Origin of the sequence: Streptomyces sp. NBC_00045 (assembly GCF_045041095.1) — a bacterium.
In the GTDB taxonomy this organism is placed as follows: domain Bacteria; phylum Actinomycetota; class Actinomycetes; order Streptomycetales; family Streptomycetaceae; genus Streptomyces.
Window position 1 is genome coordinate 2,584,947 of sequence record NZ_CP108271.1, and the last position, 15,372, is coordinate 2,600,318.

Sequence of the window (15,372 nt, forward strand, 5' to 3'; positions counted from 1 at the left end):
CCGTCACCAGTCGTGCGCGTGAGCCATCGCGTTCAGAGGAACACGTCGTCTTCACGACCGGGCCAAGCGAGCGTGATCCCCACGCGCTCGCACAGGTCGACCCACCGCGACTCCGACGGCTCGCGCTCCACCCACAGGACAGCACGCACGGAGTCCGCCCTGTCCCTGAGCCTGTCGTGGTAGTCGAGCAGTTGCCCGATGCCCGTGCGCAGCTGACGCGTCTCGTTGGCCGGCGTCAGCGACTTCACCTCGCACACCGTCAACTCGGTGGCGACCGGGCGCCACCCGATATCGAAGTCGGGGTCCGCGAGGCCAGGTGACAACACCTCCAGCCCGCGCGCCTCGGCCGCCTTCGCCAAGTCGTTCTGCAGCTTGCGGTGCGCCTTGAGGTTCCTCCCGACGAGATCGGAATCAGAAGGGCTGAGCTGGGCGGGGGAGGGCTCTACCGATTCGTCCGCCACGCGGTATCCACAGCCGACCGGGACGCTCGCCGGCTGGGTGGTGCTGCCGACCGGCACCAGGTGGAACCGGATGACCTTCCGGAGCGGCCCGCCGCCCGTCTCCGGCGCCTCCCCCCACGAATACGGCTGCTCCGGGTCCACCGCGAACTCGCCGACGTAGCGGACGACGCCGCGCGACCCTTCGAAGAGCCGCAACGCGAGCCCCAGGCTCACGTGGTCCCGGGTGGAGGCGTTCCCCAAACTGTCGAAGGTCTGCGGCCCGGTCTGGCCGTCTCCCGTGTAGTGGAACGTGCCGTCCTCGGCCCACTTGTCGAAGTAGCCGTGCTGGTGGCCCGTCTTCGGATCGCTGAACAGCAGTACGTTGTCCGACTTGGCGCACTTGCTGATGCCGCCCTGGCGGCTACCGCCGTACCGGTCGTGCAGCTCCTTGCGCTTGATGGTCTGGCCGGGGAGCAGGTGCCAGGCAGGGGCGGTGTCCCCGACCTGCCCGCTGGCGAAAGCCTCTTCGAAGGCACTCCACTGCTCCTCCGTCACCCTGTGGGGGTTCGTGGCGAACAGGGAGCGCAGCGGGGACCGCTCTTGAAAGCGCGCGTCCTCCTGGAAACGCTGCCGCGGGACCGCCTGCGTGAGCCACTCGTCCATGACCAGCGGCGCGTACCAACGCGTCCCCGGGTCCTCCTGCCAGTACCCGTCGGGGGCGCTCGCCTGCTGCGTCGGGACGCCGGTGATGCGCCCCCTGCCGACGAGTCCGCCGCGGGGCCCCGTCACCCACATGACGAACTGGTCGCCTGCGACCAACTCCTTGAGGTGCCGCCCGACGCTCCAGGAACTCAGGTCGTGCCCGTCCTGCCGGTACCTGTCGAGCTCGAACATCTCCTGGTTGCACGCCAAAAGCCACGTCGCCATACCCACCCCCGTCGGGTCGAGGAGATCAACCACACGAGGCTACGACAGGGGTACGACAGGACACCCGGGCGCCGGCGGGGGCCGGGACTCCCCGAAGGACACGGCACGGGCATCTCGCCCGAGCGCACCCGAGTCGGCCACGGGCGGATGTGCTGCGAACGTTGAAGCCCGCGAAGGGGATCCGACCGGTACGGCGCAAACGGATGCGCAAGGTCGCCAACAGGGAGGCGGTCCGGCTTGATTCCTGGCGGTCGGTCGAGCGGTGGAGCGGTGGCGCCGGCAGTGGCGCGAGCCGTGGAGCACAGATCGCCAGGCTGGCACGGGAGTTGGAACGCGGACCGCTGGTCCGCGCCGGCAGCAGCCCGTCCGGTGGGCGATCGAACGCGATGCACGGCGGTCGGGGTCCGGCAGAAGGAGACCTGGCCGCCGGCAAGAGCACCGCGGCGGCGCGCAACGGCCGGATCCTCTTCGAGGGCGAATCCTGGCAGTCGACGACGCCGCCGCGGGCGAGGAAGTGGGGAACGCCAGGGCCGCGCAGCCCTTAGATGAAGTTCTTGTCGACCAAGAGGCTCACGACCTCCCGATAGAAGTCAGGGTAATCCATCGGGACGATACCCAAGTGGGTCCTCTCGTTCCTCCTGTCCTTCAGATACTTGATGACATCCGGCAAAATGATCTTTGTGGTCACCTGGGGCCACATGTTGTCCGAGTAGCTCGTGAAGTTCACATACATCTGATCGGCGTTTTGGTTCCGCCAGGCATCGTCGAAATGATTCACGATGGCCTTGATCTTCGCGAAATTGTTAGTGTTCCAGATGTCCTGCGTATTGAAATACTTGCTGCCGGACCAATCGAGTATGCCCCAAGTGTTTTCGAAGTCTGCTGCCACGATGACCTTGCCGCGAACCTGCCCCAAATGGGGCCAGGACGGGTTAGTCCAGACCAGACTCCTGTAGCCCAAGTCGTCCAGGTAGTAGTTGAAGCGGCGCCGGAACTCTACGGGGTCAAGGGCCTGCCCGCCCTCGTTTTCATTCTTCACCCGCATGATGACGGTCTCGCTGCGATACTCTCGCAAGTACCTGCGGCAGTCTTCCAGAACATCCTGAAAACGCTTTTCCTGATACCAGGAGCCGTGGTAGACGCCAAGCTCGTTGCGCGCACCCTGAAGGCCATTCAAGCGAATGTCGAGGAAGCGAATTCCGCGCTGGAGCTGTTCGGTCACACCCCAATTCTGGGTCTGCGCCCACTTCGTTCCATTACTGGGGTCCGTGCAGCATGAATCGTGGGTGCCAGGGATCGTGAGGTGGGGAAGATAGGTATTGTCGGGGAGCCGGGCCATCCACGAGAAATAATAATCAGCTGCATGGGCGCTCGCCGGCAGGCCGAGTGTGGCTGCGGCGGCCATACCACCGGCGCCGACTCCCCATTTCAAGACGTCACGACGGGTGGGGCTCATACTTGTTCTCCACATCATTGCGAGATGTACACGAATAAGGGCGGCGAAGAAGATCCGGAATCCAACCGCGTCGGCTTCGGCCAGCCCGAGGCAGAACGCGCCTCCAGCACGCCCTGCGATCCATCCCTCTTGCTCCCACTCACGGCGATGCTCCTTCTAGGAGTCCGACGGGGCGAGGGAGCGCGGGGCCGGAGCGCGTCGGCCGGCTCTGGTCCCGGGTCCGCGGTGTCCAGCCAACCCGTGGGACGGGGAACGGACCAGGAAGTCGCATCGGCAGAAGTGGAGTTGACATACTTCTGCCGGTAGGTCCGCCGGTTCGGGGGACCGCGCTGACCAGGGGATTTCAGCCATGAGTAGTGGGGGGTTCGCCGCGCGCCTGTACGCCCTGCGGACGGGTGCGAAGCTCAGCCAGGAGGAACTGGCGCAGGCCGCGGGGGTCAGCGTGCGGGCCGTGTCGGACATGGAACGCGGTCGCTCCCGGGGGCCACAGCGCCGCACGGTCCAGGCCCTGGCCACCGCCCTGGGACTGGACGCCACCGGCGCCCGCGATCTGGAAAGTGCCGCCGCCCTGGGCCGCCCCCGCCCCCGCCGCGCAGCCAGGCCCGCCAGCCCGCCGGCAGGCCGAACAGCGACACAGTCCACCCCGCACCACACGCTGGGACTGCCACGCGATCTCGCCGACTTCACCGCACGCGGCCCCGCCCTGGAGCGGCTCCGCACTCTGGCCGAACACCTCGACCCCGCCCACCCACCCGTCGCGGTGGTCTGCGGACAGCCCGGCCTGGGCAAGACCGCCTTCGCCGTACACGCCGCCCATGCCCTCGCCCCCCACTTCCCGCACGGGCAGTACGCCATCGACCTGCGCGGCATGGACCCCCAGCCCACCGCTCCGCGCGACGCACTCGCCCGGCTGCTGCGCGCCCTCGGCGTCGCCGACAGCGCCATCCCCACCACCACCGACGACCGCAGCGGGCTCCTGCGCTCCGTACTGCGCGAGCGCCAAGCACTGCTCCTCCTGGACAACGCCGCCGACGAGGACCAGGTCCGCCCCCTGCTGCCCGGCCGCAGCCCCACGCTCACGCTCATCACCAGCCGCAACACCCTGGCCGGCCTCGAATCGGTCCACCGCCCCGAACTGACCCTGCTGCGCCGTGAGGAAGCGGTCGAACTCCTCACCCGCGTCATCGGCCCCGAGCGGGTCGGCCGGGAGAGCCAGGCCGCCCGCGATCTCGCGGACCTGTGCGGGCACCTCCCCCTGGCCGTCCGCATCGCGGCACAACGCCTCGCCGCCCGCCCTGACGAACACCTCACCAAACTCGTCACCCAGCTCGCCGAAAACACGACGCGCCTGGACACCCTGCAAGCCGGCTCACTGCAAGTCCGGGCCGCCTTCGCCCTGTCCTACCGGCAACTACCCCCGCCAGCCCGCACCCTCTTCCGCCGCGCCTCACTCGCCGCCGGCCCCGACTTCAGCCCCCGGAGCGCCGCCCTCCTGGCCGGCCTGCCCCTGCGCCAGGCAGCCAGGTGCGCGCAGGACCTCACCGACGCCGGACTGCTCCAGCCCCACCCCACCGCCGACCGCTACCGCTTCCACGACCTCCTCCGCCTCTTCGCCGCCGAACAGCTGGCCGAAGAGGACGAGCCCGCGCACATCACGGCCGCCCTGAGCCGGGCCGACCTGTGGACACTGCGCCGGGCGACCGCCGCCGCCCGGTTGTTCGACACCGAACCCCACCCCGACACCAGCCCCGATCCCGACCCGGACCCCGCCACCGCGCCCACCGACCACGATCAGGCCCGGAGCTGGTTGGAGGCCGAGCGCGCCCAATGGCTCGCCGCCCTGGGCCGCGCCCAAGACCGCGGCCTGCACCAGCAGGTCATCGACGCCGCCGAGGCGATGCACTGGTTCTCCGACCGCACCCCGCACTGGGAACTGTGGGCACAGGTCTTCCGGCGGGCCGTCAGCTCTGCCCGCGCCCTGGGCAGCAAACGGGACGAGGCCATCCACCTCAACTACCTGTCCTGGGCCTACAACATGTGCCTCTACGACCACGCCTCCGCCCTGACCACCGCACGGGCCGCCCTGATCGCGGCACGCGAGAGCGGCGACCAGCTCCAGGTCGGCTGGGCCTTGGGCTACGTGGCCGGAGCGCTCCACCGGCTCGGACGCACCGAAGAGTCGATCACCCGACTCCAAGAAGCAGCAGACCACCTCCACAGGCAGACCTGCGCACAAAGCCGCCTGGCCGAACTGACGGTCCTCAACACCCTGGGCCAGCACCTGCGCCACACCGGCCGAGCACAGGAAGCCCTGACCATCCACCGCCGCAGCGAAGCCATCTGCCGCGCCGGCGTCCCCGGAAAGCCACAAGAACTGATCGGCCTCTACCTCGCGGTGACCCGCCAGCACATCGGCAACGACCGCGCAGCCCTGCACCAGTGGAACGAGGCCGAAGACCCCCTGCGCTACGCCCTCACCCACTTCGAGGCCGCACACATGCCCGCCTGGAGCGAACCAGCACGCCTCGACCTCGGCATCGTCCTGCGCCACCTCACCCGGCACCGCGAAGCCCACGAGACCCTGACCACCGCCCACGACGCCCTCGTCCGGCTGAACAACCCCCGCCACATCGAAGCCGCCGACGAACTCCAGCAACTCAACTCCGTGTTCGACGGTCGGCCACGAGGAGACTCGGCTCGCGCCAGGCGATGACCACACGGCGGATCGGGGACCGGAGGATCAGCTGGGAGGGTGACACGCCTCCGGGCCGGCGGTCATGGACCGCCGGCCCGGAGCGTCGTGCACGCCTGCTGTTACAGCACCGGAAGGTTCTTGCGGAGCTCGAAGGCCGTGACCTCGCTCCGGTACTCCTCCCACTCCTGCTTCTTGTTGCGCAGGAAGTCATGCTCCCATCCTCCCACCAGCCAGGCCACGTTCCACCCCTACTCCAACCAGCGTCCGGGTGGCGTTCATTGGTCGTTGTCGGCCACCCTCGGCCGCCCTCCGACGGCCCACAGACGGCCCAGACTTCCTCTGGACCCGGCTGAGTCACCGCTCTGGAGGCCCAGCGCGTCTCACGCGTGTCCGCTGGTCAGGCGACTGTCAGCACATGCGGAATGGTCAGCCACAAGGGCCCCATCTCGTAGATGACTTCACCGTAGCGATCACCCTGGCCCTCGGTGCCCACATCCCCCTGACCAGCCAAAGACGCCGATCTGCAGGTGTCCCTCTTCTTCGCTGCTGTTCCCACTTGCTGCAGCCCCATCAGACACGCTGGGGGCACGCCTATGCCAAGTCGTCTCGCTCCAGGACGAGGCCGACCGGCCCTTCCGCAAGGTCACCAGGCTGTTCCCGTCGACCACCCGATTGCCTCCGCCAACAGGCGCCTCTGGCCGCCTCCGCTTACGGTCCGAGTTGACACCCATGCCAGGAGGAGGACTCGAATGGCCGTCGTACCGTGCAGACACAACGACGGGGGGCTGTGTAACGAACCTGATTCCGTCGGCTCTGCAGGTGCCACCGTGCTCGTGACGCAGGGGAATCTCTCGCTGCTCTCCCAGCCTTTGGTCGATCAGCTTTTCCCGGAAGGAATTCACCTAAAAGAAGACCGATTCGTTACCGAACTTACGATGCCTCAGGACGTGTTCATGGCGGAAGTGTTTCAATCCATCTTCTCTCCCGAGCAGTCAAAACTACAGAGGGATGTGGTGCGAGAAATCGGGGAGGGTGATGGAGTTATCGTGCTCTGCGACTGCGACCATATGTATCTATATAAAATCTGAGGCGTCATGAGTGAACCGCAGCGAATCCCGCCGGACTTCGGCCAGAGGATTGTAATCAATAGCTACATGGAGGGGATTAAAGCCTCCCTTTCTTCCAGTGATTCAGCCTGCGAAAAGATCCTTACAGCAGCGATTTCATTGACGACAGTCTATGGCGCGGTGATTACTCTGGTCGCACCGAAGGACGAATCCGCCAGCTTCTCAACGGCTCTCCCCTTCTGTGGTTTCGCCCTGGCGGCATTGGCTTGCATGTGGGGGCAGTCGTGCGGTATCAAATTCGCAGACGATAAATTGATGAGCAGCGTCGAATCAAACCTCAAGACGGTGATTCGCAAAAAGAGATGGGCCGCGAGGGTGGCGGTGGTGATACTCGCAGCCTCGCTCGCCATTGCCGGGTTCGTACTGAATGACCAGTACGGCAAGAAACCGCAGGATTCGGAGCCAAAATCAGCAAACATTACGCTTTCCATGGAAGCGCATCGGGCCTTGTCTCAAAAATGTGACGGAATTCAGAATCCGGTACGCGGGAACATTAAGGAAGGGAATATCAACTCGACGACAATGACCATTGTAGTCAGCGATTGCCCTAAAGGTCCCCTAGAATTCACCATCCCCGTAACCTCTGCAACGCTGGTGCAGCTTACGAATTCGTGATGTCAACGAACGTTCGACCGGGCTCCGTGCGGCCACCTAGGAATGCATCCGCACGGCCGGCGGTCGGGGTGCAGCGGGGCGGAGAGAGAAGCACAGGCCCGGGCAACGGGCCGCGCGCAGCGCTGTGCGCGGCGGGTGCCTTGATGAGCTAAAGAAGCTCTCACCGCGGAGCCGATTCCAAGACGGATCGGCTTGCAGCGCTCATTGGGCACCTGACCTGTACGGCAGCCCCCGTGGAGGTGCACTTACCCACGCATGGCCCAAACGGTGCCGAATGCTTGGGATCCAGGTCCTCATCCGGCGCTAAGTCAGCCCGGGGGATCCTGGAGTACGGCGCCATTTTCGTGGCCGGGGATGCACTCCGCGAGAGAGTGGCGGATACGTGCTGATTCTTCGCTCACGGCCAGGCTCCCCTCTCCCACGTCCTCCATCAGGATGGCTAGGTTGTTCAAGGCAGCAGCAAGGTCAGGCAGGTGCTTCCCCGGGTCGGCCTCGGCAAGAGCCCGGTAATGGCCAACAGCCTCCTGGACAGCAGCAAGACCCTCCTCCACCCTCCCCACATCCCCCAGCCGAACAGAGAGGGTATTCAAGGCTCCGGCGAGGTGCGACAGATGCGCGCCGGGGTTGACCTGCGCAAGAACGCGGCGGATGCACACTACTTCCTCGATCGCGGCCAGGCTCTCGTCTGTACTCCCCACTTTGCTCAGAGCGATCGAGAGGTTCTTTAAGGCTGTGGCGAGGTCTGGCCCGTATGCGTATGCGCCGTGGGCCGCCTCGGCAAGATCGCGGTAGTAGCTGACGGCTTCCTGGACCGCAGCGAGAGCCTCCTCCACCTGCCCCACCCATCCGAGCCAGATAGAGAGGCTGTTCAGTGACATGGCCAGGCCGGGCAAGTACGCATCGGGGTTGGCCTCGGCAAGAGCCCGGTGGTGACCGACAGCCTCCTCAACCACAGCAAGACCCTCCTCCACCCGCCCCACGTTTCCCAGGTCGATCGAGAGGTTGTTCAAGACCGTGACGAAGTCAGGCAGGTACGTGTCGGGGTTGGCCTCGGCAAGAGCCCGGTAGTAGCCGACAGCCTCCTGAACCGCAGCAAGGGCTTCCTCTGCCCACCCCGCCACTCCCAGCCAAATGGAAAGTTGATTAAGGGCAACGGCGAGGTCAGGCAGGCATGCGGCGGCGTCGGCCTCGGCGAGAGCCCGCTGGCGGTCGGCAACATGTCTGGCGAGGCGGAGTGCCACGTCGACGAGTCGCAGGCTGGAGTCCGGGAGCCCATTCTGGAGTTGCTTGAGACTTTTCAGAGATATAGCAGGGTCGGTGGTGATTTTTTCAAGAGCGGTAATGAGTGGGGTGGGGTGATCGGTTTGCGTGGCGATGGCGATGACATGGCTAGCCAGTTGGTGGTGGCGCCGTACGCACAGGTCTGTCAGGTGTGTGTCGAGGCCCCCGTTGAAGACGGGATGAGCCGCGGCGCGGGTGTAGACGGTCAGGAGCTGGGCGGCTTGCGCGGCGTCGGCGTTCTGGAGGAGGTGGTCGGCGAGGGTGGGGTCAGCCGCCAGAACGCGCCCGATGTGCCGTTCGGCGAGTCGGTCGGGTTGGAGGCTGCCCCATGGCCGGCCGGGTTCGGTGGGTGGATATAGGGCGCCGATCCAGCCCGTGACCGCATCACGGCGGTCGCGAGCCTGGTCGGCCAGTGCGGGGAGCCTGCGCCAGGTCTGGTCCGCTTGTTCGCGGTCTGCCGCACCGGCCAGGTGGCTGGCTGCCAACGCCTTCTCCAGAGTGTCAAGGCTCAGCCCTGGTTCCAGCCCGCGGGTCGTGGCTGTCTGGTGCCAGTAGCGGCCCTCGTGGCCGAGCAGCCGGTCCTCCACCTCGTCGACCCCCTGCCACCGCAAACCGCCCCGGGTCTGGCCGGAAGGGTCGGCGGGGACGGTGTCGAGGAGGTCGGCGAGGGCTGTCATGTGGAGGGTGAGCGCGTTGCCGTAGCCGTCCTGGTCGAGGCGGGGCGCCTGCAAGATAGCAGCTGCGGCGCGCCAGTCGTGTGCGGCAGTGCCAGCGACGTGAGGGATGGCGGTGGCGAAGGCGCTGGCGGCTGAGTGGTAGGCCTGGGGTCGGTCGGCCGGGGCATCCTCCAGCGGGGGCAGGCGCTGGGAGGGGGCGGTGGCCAGGTAGTCCTGTGTGAGGCTGGTGGCGGTCTTCGCGCGGGCCCACCAGTCACCGTCGGTTCGGGCTAGGAGCAGGATCTTGAGCGGTGTGGTCCCGGGGTGTTCAGCGGCGGCCTCGATCAGGGTGCGGAGTTGACCGGTGCGGGTCTCTGCGTAGTCGACGACTACCAACAGCGGCTTAGCTGCGTGCCGGACCTCCCGCAGTTCCGCCGCGGAGGCGTCCGGCCGCGGCAGCAGCACGGCCCACCTGTCGGCCGCCAGGAGGGCGGCGAGGTGGTGGGCGAAGCGAGTCTTGCCCTGGCCGCCAGGCCCGTGCAGCAGCCACGCTCCGAAGCCACCCAACGCACACCATGCCCGCAACTGCTCGAGCAGGGCCTCGCGGCCGTGGAACGGGACGGTCTGACGCCCTGCCTCCAGTAGCGCCGCTGGTGACCGCGGTTGACCTCGGGGCGCGGTGCTCGCGGGATCCGCGAGGTGCTGGAACTCCACCGCCTCCAACCCGCTGACGCCGCCGTGCTCGGCAAGCACGGCACGGAAGGCAGGATCGTGGTGGAGGACGTAGGCGGGCACCACGTTGAGCTGGCCATGGGCGGAGTGTGCACGGTCCGAGGCGACGACGCCTGTCAGCAGGCGGCCGCTGAACATCGCCGCTCCTGACAGGCCTCCCCACGGCGAGGTGTCCAGCGACCACTGCGGTGGGTGCTGGACCAGGTCCATCACATATTGATTGCCGACGAACCCGCTACCCGGGTTCACCCGCCCCTTGAGCTGGGCGGCCTCCGCCCTGGCCGCGGAACGCTGGGCGACGTCCGGTACGCCCCAGGTCTCGCAGTCAGTGCAGGGCTGATCCGTCACCAGTCGGCCCCATCGCACTGCTCCGGCCGGCGCCTGCCACTGAGGGGTGTCGACGCGGATTAGGGCCGCGTCGTCCCTTCCGCCCGGTGTGCCGCACCACACGACCACGCCAGTGAAGACACGGTCGGCGGCGGGGCGGAATACCTCCACCCGCTCACCGGCCCGGGCGACGACGTGTGCAGACGCCAGCACCAGCTGGCCGCCGACCGCGTACCCCGAACCTGGGTGCCCCGGCCGGGTCACCCCCATCAGACGCGCTCGCTCCACCCGTAGCCCCAAGACGTGTAAGCCACCCGCCGCCCTCCGGTCGGAGGCGACCTATCCAGTGATGCTCCGGTCAGTCCGGGATGCGGTCCGAGGCGTCACCTGGGCCCAAGGGGCGCTCAAGCGCACCGCTGACCAGCAGGTCATCACCGCTCTTGGTCTTCGGCGTCAGCGTGAACGACACCCGGTGCGTGCGACCACGGGACGCCCCTGCCTCCGTCTCCGCTCCCACGGCCCAGAGCTTGAACCCGGCTTTCGCCTTCGCGTCCGCGCGCAGCTCGACCTCGAACTCCATCTCCACCGGCCCCACGGCGAACACCAAGTCCGGATGGTTCCCGCCCAGTGCCGCCGCCGCGATCAATTCGTCGCGCACCGCAGCCACCGCGTCCACCAGAGGAATGTCCACTCGACCCCACCCCAATTCGATACACCGTCACATGAATACGGACACCTTACGGACCACCAACCGACGCTCTGGAGGCAATCCGTAAACTGCCTGTTGGAAATGCTCCGGTCTAGCGTGCCGATTCCGCGGTGTCGCCGTAGCCAAGTGCCCGCAGCAGACTCGACGAACGTCCGTCATGGACGAGGTGTGGCTCGTCCGAGCCGGGCACCTCGAAGCGGCCGGCGTGGCGTCGGAGGTCTGACTCGCTGAAGTACATGGTGTTCGGGTTGTCGAACGTCTGCTGGTTGCGTTCCTCGATGCGTCCCCACAGCTCGTCGTGGGTCGCGGGCAAGTACACCAGCGTCAGGGCCGCGCCGGCCTGTTCGCCAAGTAGGCGCCACTCCTGGCGCTCCTCCACGGTCCAGAACCCGTGATCCATGGCCACGTCACGGCAGCCAGCGCGGATCGCGCTTCAGCCGCTATGCCGTCGAGGACCGGGCGTTCCCTGACCCTGCACTCGCCGCGGGGGAAGTCTCGCCCGTAGTGCCCGTGCACCCGCCAGACCCGTTCTTCCGGGCAGAGGCGGAGGAACCCGCGGGTCTCCAAGTCGCGGGCGAGGGTGGTCTTCCCTGAACCGGGGAGGCCGGCCATCAGGACGAGCTTGGCCGGGCCGCTTCGTCCTGCAAGCGTCCGCATGATGCGCGTGATCTCGTTCTTCCCGCCCTGAGGCAGGACGCCGAGACTCTGGGCGGCCAGAAGAGCATCCAGGTGTTCCTCGGCCGCGTGCAAGAGGCCATCATCGCGCAGCGGAGAGGTCATCCGACAGACTCCTCCTTGGCCCAGCGGGAGCCAGGGCCTCCGACGTCGACGCCGTATTCGATCGTCATGCCGTTGGTGTCGACGACACGGACGGTCAGAACGATGACAGCGGCGCGGGCGTCCTCGGGAATTTCGAGTGTCCCGGCATCAGCAGGCGTGGTGATGCGAGCCCACATCGAGCTGAACCGTTGTGCGACCGGCCTGCCAGTGTGACGGGTGATCACGTCGATCGAGGTGCCGCCGCTCAATCGCTTGCCCATGACCAGCTCCGGCAGCTGCTCGGCGAACGACGCCGGGATCCATGAGGTCGAGTGCGAGATAACAGCGTGTGTGTGTTCGTCGCGGTAGACACGGGAGCGCCGTAGTACCGGCTCCCCAGCTGTGATCCCGCGGGCCTCGGCTTCGCTACCGCGCCCGGTACATCGGGCCCGACGGCACCGAGAAGAGCAAGTCGTTCCGGGACCGAGAGAAGCGTCTCGCCGAGCAGTGGCTCGCCAACATCGAGGCGGACATGTCCCGGGGTGCCTACCTCGACCCGGCCGCCGGCCGGACCACCTTCCGCCAGTACGGCGAGAAGTGGATCGCAGCGCAGACCACCGACATGGCCACCCGCACCACCGTGGAGGTACAGCTCCGGCTCCACGCGTTCCCGCACATCGGCACCCGGCCCCTGGGCTCGTTCAAGCCCGAGCACATTCGGGAGTGGCTCGGCGTACTGGAGAACCTCCTCCCCAAGTCCTCCTACCGGCGCGTCATCTTCAACACCGTGTCGGCCGTGCTGACCGCGGCCGTGGAAGACGGGCACCTGCTCAAGAACCCGTGCCGTGCGACTTCAGTCCGCGCTCCCCTGGCCGCGACGCCCCGTGTACGTCCGTGGACCGCGGAGCGCGTCTTCGCCGTGCGGTCCGCGCTCCCCGCGCGGTACCGAGCGATGGCCGATGTCGGCGGCGGCTGCAGGCTGCGGCAGGGCGAGATCTTCGGGCTCGCCGTGGGCGCGGTGAACGGCGGGACAGGGTGGGTCCACGTGGACTGCCAAGTGAAGGTGGTCAATGGGCACCTCGTGTTCTCACCGCCCAAGCGCGGCAAGGAGCGGGACGTACCGCTTCCCGACAGCGTGGCCCATGTGCTCAAGCAGCACAGCGAGGAGTTCCCGCCCGTGGACGTGACGCTCCCCTGGCTCCGGCCGGACGGGCCGCTCGTCACGAAGCGGCTCCTGTTCTCGCTCGCCGGCGGCGGGGCCGTGCGGCGGACCGACTTCAACACCCGCGTGTGGAAGCCCGCCCTCGTCACAGCCGGGGTGCTGGAGGAGCCGAAGCCCGGTGAGCGTCACCAGGCCGCGCGCGAGCACGGGATGCACGCGCTGAGGCACTTCTACGCCTCGGTGCTCCTGGACGCCGGCGAGAACGTCAAGGCGCTCAGCACGTACCTGGGGCGCAGTGACCCCGGCTTCACGCTCCGGACCTACACGCACCTCATGCCGAGCAGCGAGGGGCGGACCCGGAAGGCCGGGGACGGGGTCTACAAGGACTCAGGTTCCGCGTCGGACGGCCCACAGACGGCCCAGGGCTATTTAGACGACTCCGGGCCGACGGTCAGCGACCGTGGGCCCGGGATGCCATACACGCCCCAAAGGGGCTCTGACCTGCCCTTACAGCACTGGAAGGTTCTTGCGGAGCTCGAAGGCCGTGACCTCGCTCCGGTACTCCTCCCACTCCTGCTTCTTGTTGCGCAGGAAGAAATCGAAGACGTGTTCGCCGAGGGTTTCGGCCACCAGTTCGCTGCGTTCCATCAGGGAGATGGCCTCGCCGAGGTTCTGCGGGAGGGGTTCGATGCCCATCGCGCGGCGTTCCGCGTCGGAGAGGGCCCAGACGTCGTCGTCGGCGCCCGCCGGGAGTTCGTAGCCCTCCTCGATGCCCTTGAGGCCGGCGGCCAGCAGGACGGCGTACGTGAGGTACGGGTTGGCGCCGGAGTCGATCGAGCGGACCTCGATGCGGGAGGAGCCCGTCTTGCCCGGCTTGTACATCGGGACGCGGATCAGGGCCGAGCGGTTGTTGTGGCCCCAGCAGATGTACGACGGGGCCTCGCCGCCGGAGCCGGCCGTGCGGGATGAGCCGCCCCAGATGCGCTTGTACGAGTTGACCCACTGGTTGGTGACCGCCGCCGTCTCCGCCGCGTGGCGGAGGAGACCTGCGATGAAGGAGCGGCCGACCTTCGAGAGCTGGTACTCGGCGCCCGACTCGTAGAAGGCGTTGCGGTCCCCCTCGAAGAGGGAGAGGTGGGTGTGCATGCCCGAGCCGGGGTACTCCGAGAAGGGCTTGGGCATGAAGGTGGCCTGGACGCCCTGTTCGAGCGCGACCTGCTTCATGACCAGGCGGAAGGTCATGACGTTGTCCGCCGTGGAGAGCGCGTCCGCGTAGCGGAGGTCGATCTCCTGCTGGCCCGGGGCACCCTCGTGGTGGCTGAACTCGACCGAGATGCCCATGGATTCGAGCATGGTGATCGCCTGGCGGCGGAAGTCCATGCCGACGTTCTGCGGGGTGTGGTCGAAGTAGCCGGAGTTGTCGGCCGGTACCGGGCGGGTCCCGTCCAGCGGCTTGTCCTTCAGCAGGAAGAACTCGATCTCGGGGTGGGTGTAGAAGGTGAAGCCCAGGTCGGAGGTCTTGTTCAGGATGCGCTTGAGCACGTACCGCGGGTCCGCGAAGGAGGGGGAGCCGTCCGGCATCAGGATGTCGCAGAACATCCGGGCGGTCCCGGGGGCCTCGGCGCGCCACGGCAGTATCTGGAACGTGCTGGGGTCCGGCTTGGCGATCATGTCGGACTCGTAGACCCGCGCGAAGCCCTCGATGGCCGAGCCGTCGAAGCCGATGCCCTCGTCGAAGGCCTGCTCCAGCTCGGCGGGGGCGACCGCGACGGACTTCAGGAAGCCCAGTACGTCGGTGAACCACAGGCGCACGAAGCGGATGTCGCGCTCCTCAAGCGTCCGGAGGACGAATTCCTGCTGCTTGTCCATGCCTTCATCCTCGCAGTTCAGACGGCCTGTGTACCACCTCCCCCGAGGGCGGGGGCACAGTCGGGCGGGCCCAGTATCGCCGGCCGCGGTTTCCGCCACATTACGCACCCTTGAAAGATGGCGGCACCCCCGCACTGACCGTGGGCCGGTCATGAGCATTACCATCTGCGCCCATGGGGGGCTGGGAGCACATACGGCGCGGGCGCATCGGGCGCCACGTACGTCGGCGCGCCGTCATCGCGGTCGCCCTTTCGGTGCTGCTCGGAGCACTGTTCCTGTGCGTACGGCCGGGTGATCCGCACGCCGTGGGCGGCGCGGCGGGAGCGCCTGCGGCGAGTGCCGCGAGCGGGCCCGCCCACGAGTACGGGACGCGCGCCGTCTGCGTGTCGCCCGACGAGCCGCCCGGCTGCTCCCCCTTCTCGCACGTGGCCCCCGGCGTCCTGCCCGCCCCGCCGCCGCCCGTGACCGTGGCGGGCTCGGTCCCGGACACCGTCGCGCGCACCGCCGGCGCCGGGCCGGCCCGGCCGCCCGGGACGCTCGCCCGTGCCCCCGACCTCCATGCCCTCCAAGTGCTGCGGACCTGACGGGTCCGGGCGGCGTACCGCGCTCCACCGGAT

Annotated in this window: 11 protein-coding genes and 2 pseudogenes; 5 read left to right on the forward strand and 8 right to left on the reverse strand. The window is 67.6% G+C overall.

Annotated features, from left to right (window positions below; all coding sequences use genetic code 11):
• Positions 1–32 precede the first annotated feature (32 nt).
• Entirely contained in the window at positions 33–1,367 is a 1,335-nt protein-coding gene (locus OHA65_RS12120; RefSeq protein ID WP_328762547.1) for a hypothetical protein, read from the reverse strand.
• Between the two features lie 541 nt (positions 1,368–1,908).
• Positions 1,909–2,823, reverse strand: a complete 915-nt coding sequence (locus OHA65_RS12125) for a phosphatidylinositol-specific phospholipase C (RefSeq protein ID WP_328762548.1) — start codon at positions 2,821–2,823, stop codon at positions 1,909–1,911.
• Between the two features lie 349 nt (positions 2,824–3,172).
• Here OHA65_RS12125 and OHA65_RS12130 point away from each other — a divergent pair, with 349 nt between their 5' ends.
• Positions 3,173–5,536: an ATP-binding protein gene (locus OHA65_RS12130; RefSeq protein ID WP_405761846.1), complete on the forward strand. Its 2,364-nt coding sequence runs from the start codon at positions 3,173–3,175 to the stop codon at positions 5,534–5,536.
• Positions 5,537–5,637: 101 nt separating this feature from the next.
• Here the strand turns inward: OHA65_RS12130 and OHA65_RS12135 are convergent.
• Positions 5,638–5,724 (reverse strand): annotated as a pseudogene (locus OHA65_RS12135) (glutamine synthetase); the annotation flags it as partial.
• 543 nt (positions 5,725–6,267) lie between these two features.
• Between OHA65_RS12135 and OHA65_RS12140 the strand changes: the two are divergent.
• A complete protein-coding gene (locus OHA65_RS12140; protein WP_405761848.1) occupies positions 6,268–6,606 on the forward strand; it encodes a hypothetical protein in 339 nt (112 codons plus the stop codon).
• Between the two features lie 6 nt (positions 6,607–6,612).
• A complete protein-coding gene (locus OHA65_RS12145; RefSeq protein WP_405761850.1) occupies positions 6,613–7,260 on the forward strand; it encodes a hypothetical protein in 648 nt (215 codons plus the stop codon).
• A gap of 308 nt (positions 7,261–7,568) precedes the next feature.
• Here the strand turns inward: OHA65_RS12145 and OHA65_RS12150 are convergent, their stop codons facing one another.
• The 4 genes from OHA65_RS12150 to OHA65_RS12165 all read right to left on the reverse strand — a co-directional run bounded on the left by OHA65_RS12150 (position 7,569) and on the right by OHA65_RS12165 (position 12,332).
• Complete coding sequence (locus OHA65_RS12150; protein WP_405761852.1) at positions 7,569–10,277, reverse strand: tetratricopeptide repeat protein; 2,709 nt, start codon at positions 10,275–10,277, stop codon at positions 7,569–7,571.
• A 337-nt stretch (positions 10,278–10,614) separates the two neighbouring features.
• Entirely contained in the window at positions 10,615–10,947 is a 333-nt protein-coding gene (locus tag OHA65_RS12155) for a trypco2 family protein (protein WP_405761854.1), read from the reverse strand.
• 109 nt (positions 10,948–11,056) lie between these two features.
• Entirely contained in the window at positions 11,057–11,365 is a 309-nt protein-coding gene (locus OHA65_RS12160; protein ID WP_405761855.1) for a hypothetical protein, read from the reverse strand.
• Between the two features lie 376 nt (positions 11,366–11,741).
• Positions 11,742–12,332 carry a UTRA domain-containing protein gene (locus OHA65_RS12165; RefSeq protein ID WP_405763400.1) on the reverse strand — a complete coding sequence of 197 codons (591 nt, stop codon included), beginning with the start codon at positions 12,330–12,332 and terminating at the stop codon, positions 11,742–11,744.
• On the opposite strand from OHA65_RS12165, the pseudogene OHA65_RS12170 reads away from it, so the two are divergent.
• Positions 12,257–13,309: pseudogene (locus OHA65_RS12170) on the forward strand (tyrosine-type recombinase/integrase); the annotation flags it as partial. The gene OHA65_RS12165 and the pseudogene OHA65_RS12170 sit on opposite strands and share 76 nt — an antisense overlap.
• Positions 13,310–13,393: 84 nt before the next feature.
• On the opposite strand, the gene OHA65_RS12175 reads toward OHA65_RS12170, so the two are convergent.
• Positions 13,394–14,755 (reverse strand): glutamine synthetase family protein, encoded by a 1,362-nt coding sequence (locus OHA65_RS12175; RefSeq protein ID WP_327283144.1) that lies wholly within the window; start codon positions 14,753–14,755, stop codon positions 13,394–13,396.
• Between the two features lie 173 nt (positions 14,756–14,928).
• Here OHA65_RS12175 and OHA65_RS12180 point away from each other — a divergent pair, with 173 nt between their 5' ends.
• On the forward strand, positions 14,929–15,339 hold the full coding sequence (locus tag OHA65_RS12180) for a hypothetical protein (RefSeq protein ID WP_327283145.1): 411 nt from the start codon (positions 14,929–14,931) through the stop codon (positions 15,337–15,339).
• Positions 15,340–15,372: the final 33 nt, after the last annotated feature.

Bases quoted from the DNA above. Each gene is read 5' to 3' on its own strand.
- OHA65_RS12120 (WP_328762547.1), bottom strand. From the start codon at position 1,367: ATGGCGACGTGGCTTTTGGCGTGCAACCAGGAGATGTTCGAGCTCGAC.
- OHA65_RS12175 (WP_327283144.1), bottom strand. From the start codon at position 14,755: ATGGACAAGCAGCAGGAATTCGTCCTCCGGACGCTTGAGGAGCGCGAC.
- OHA65_RS12160 (WP_405761855.1), bottom strand. From the start codon at position 11,365: ATGGATCACGGGTTCTGGACCGTGGAGGAGCGCCAGGAGTGGCGCCTA.
- OHA65_RS12130 (WP_405761846.1), top strand. From the start codon at position 3,173: ATGAGTAGTGGGGGGTTCGCCGCGCGCCTGTACGCCCTGCGGACGGGT.
- OHA65_RS12145 (WP_405761850.1), top strand. From the start codon at position 6,613: ATGAGTGAACCGCAGCGAATCCCGCCGGACTTCGGCCAGAGGATTGTA.
- OHA65_RS12180 (WP_327283145.1), top strand. From the start codon at position 14,929: ATGGGGGGCTGGGAGCACATACGGCGCGGGCGCATCGGGCGCCACGTA.
- OHA65_RS12125 (WP_328762548.1), bottom strand. From the start codon at position 2,823: ATGAGCCCCACCCGTCGTGACGTCTTGAAATGGGGAGTCGGCGCCGGT.
- OHA65_RS12140 (WP_405761848.1), top strand. From the start codon at position 6,268: ATGGCCGTCGTACCGTGCAGACACAACGACGGGGGGCTGTGTAACGAA.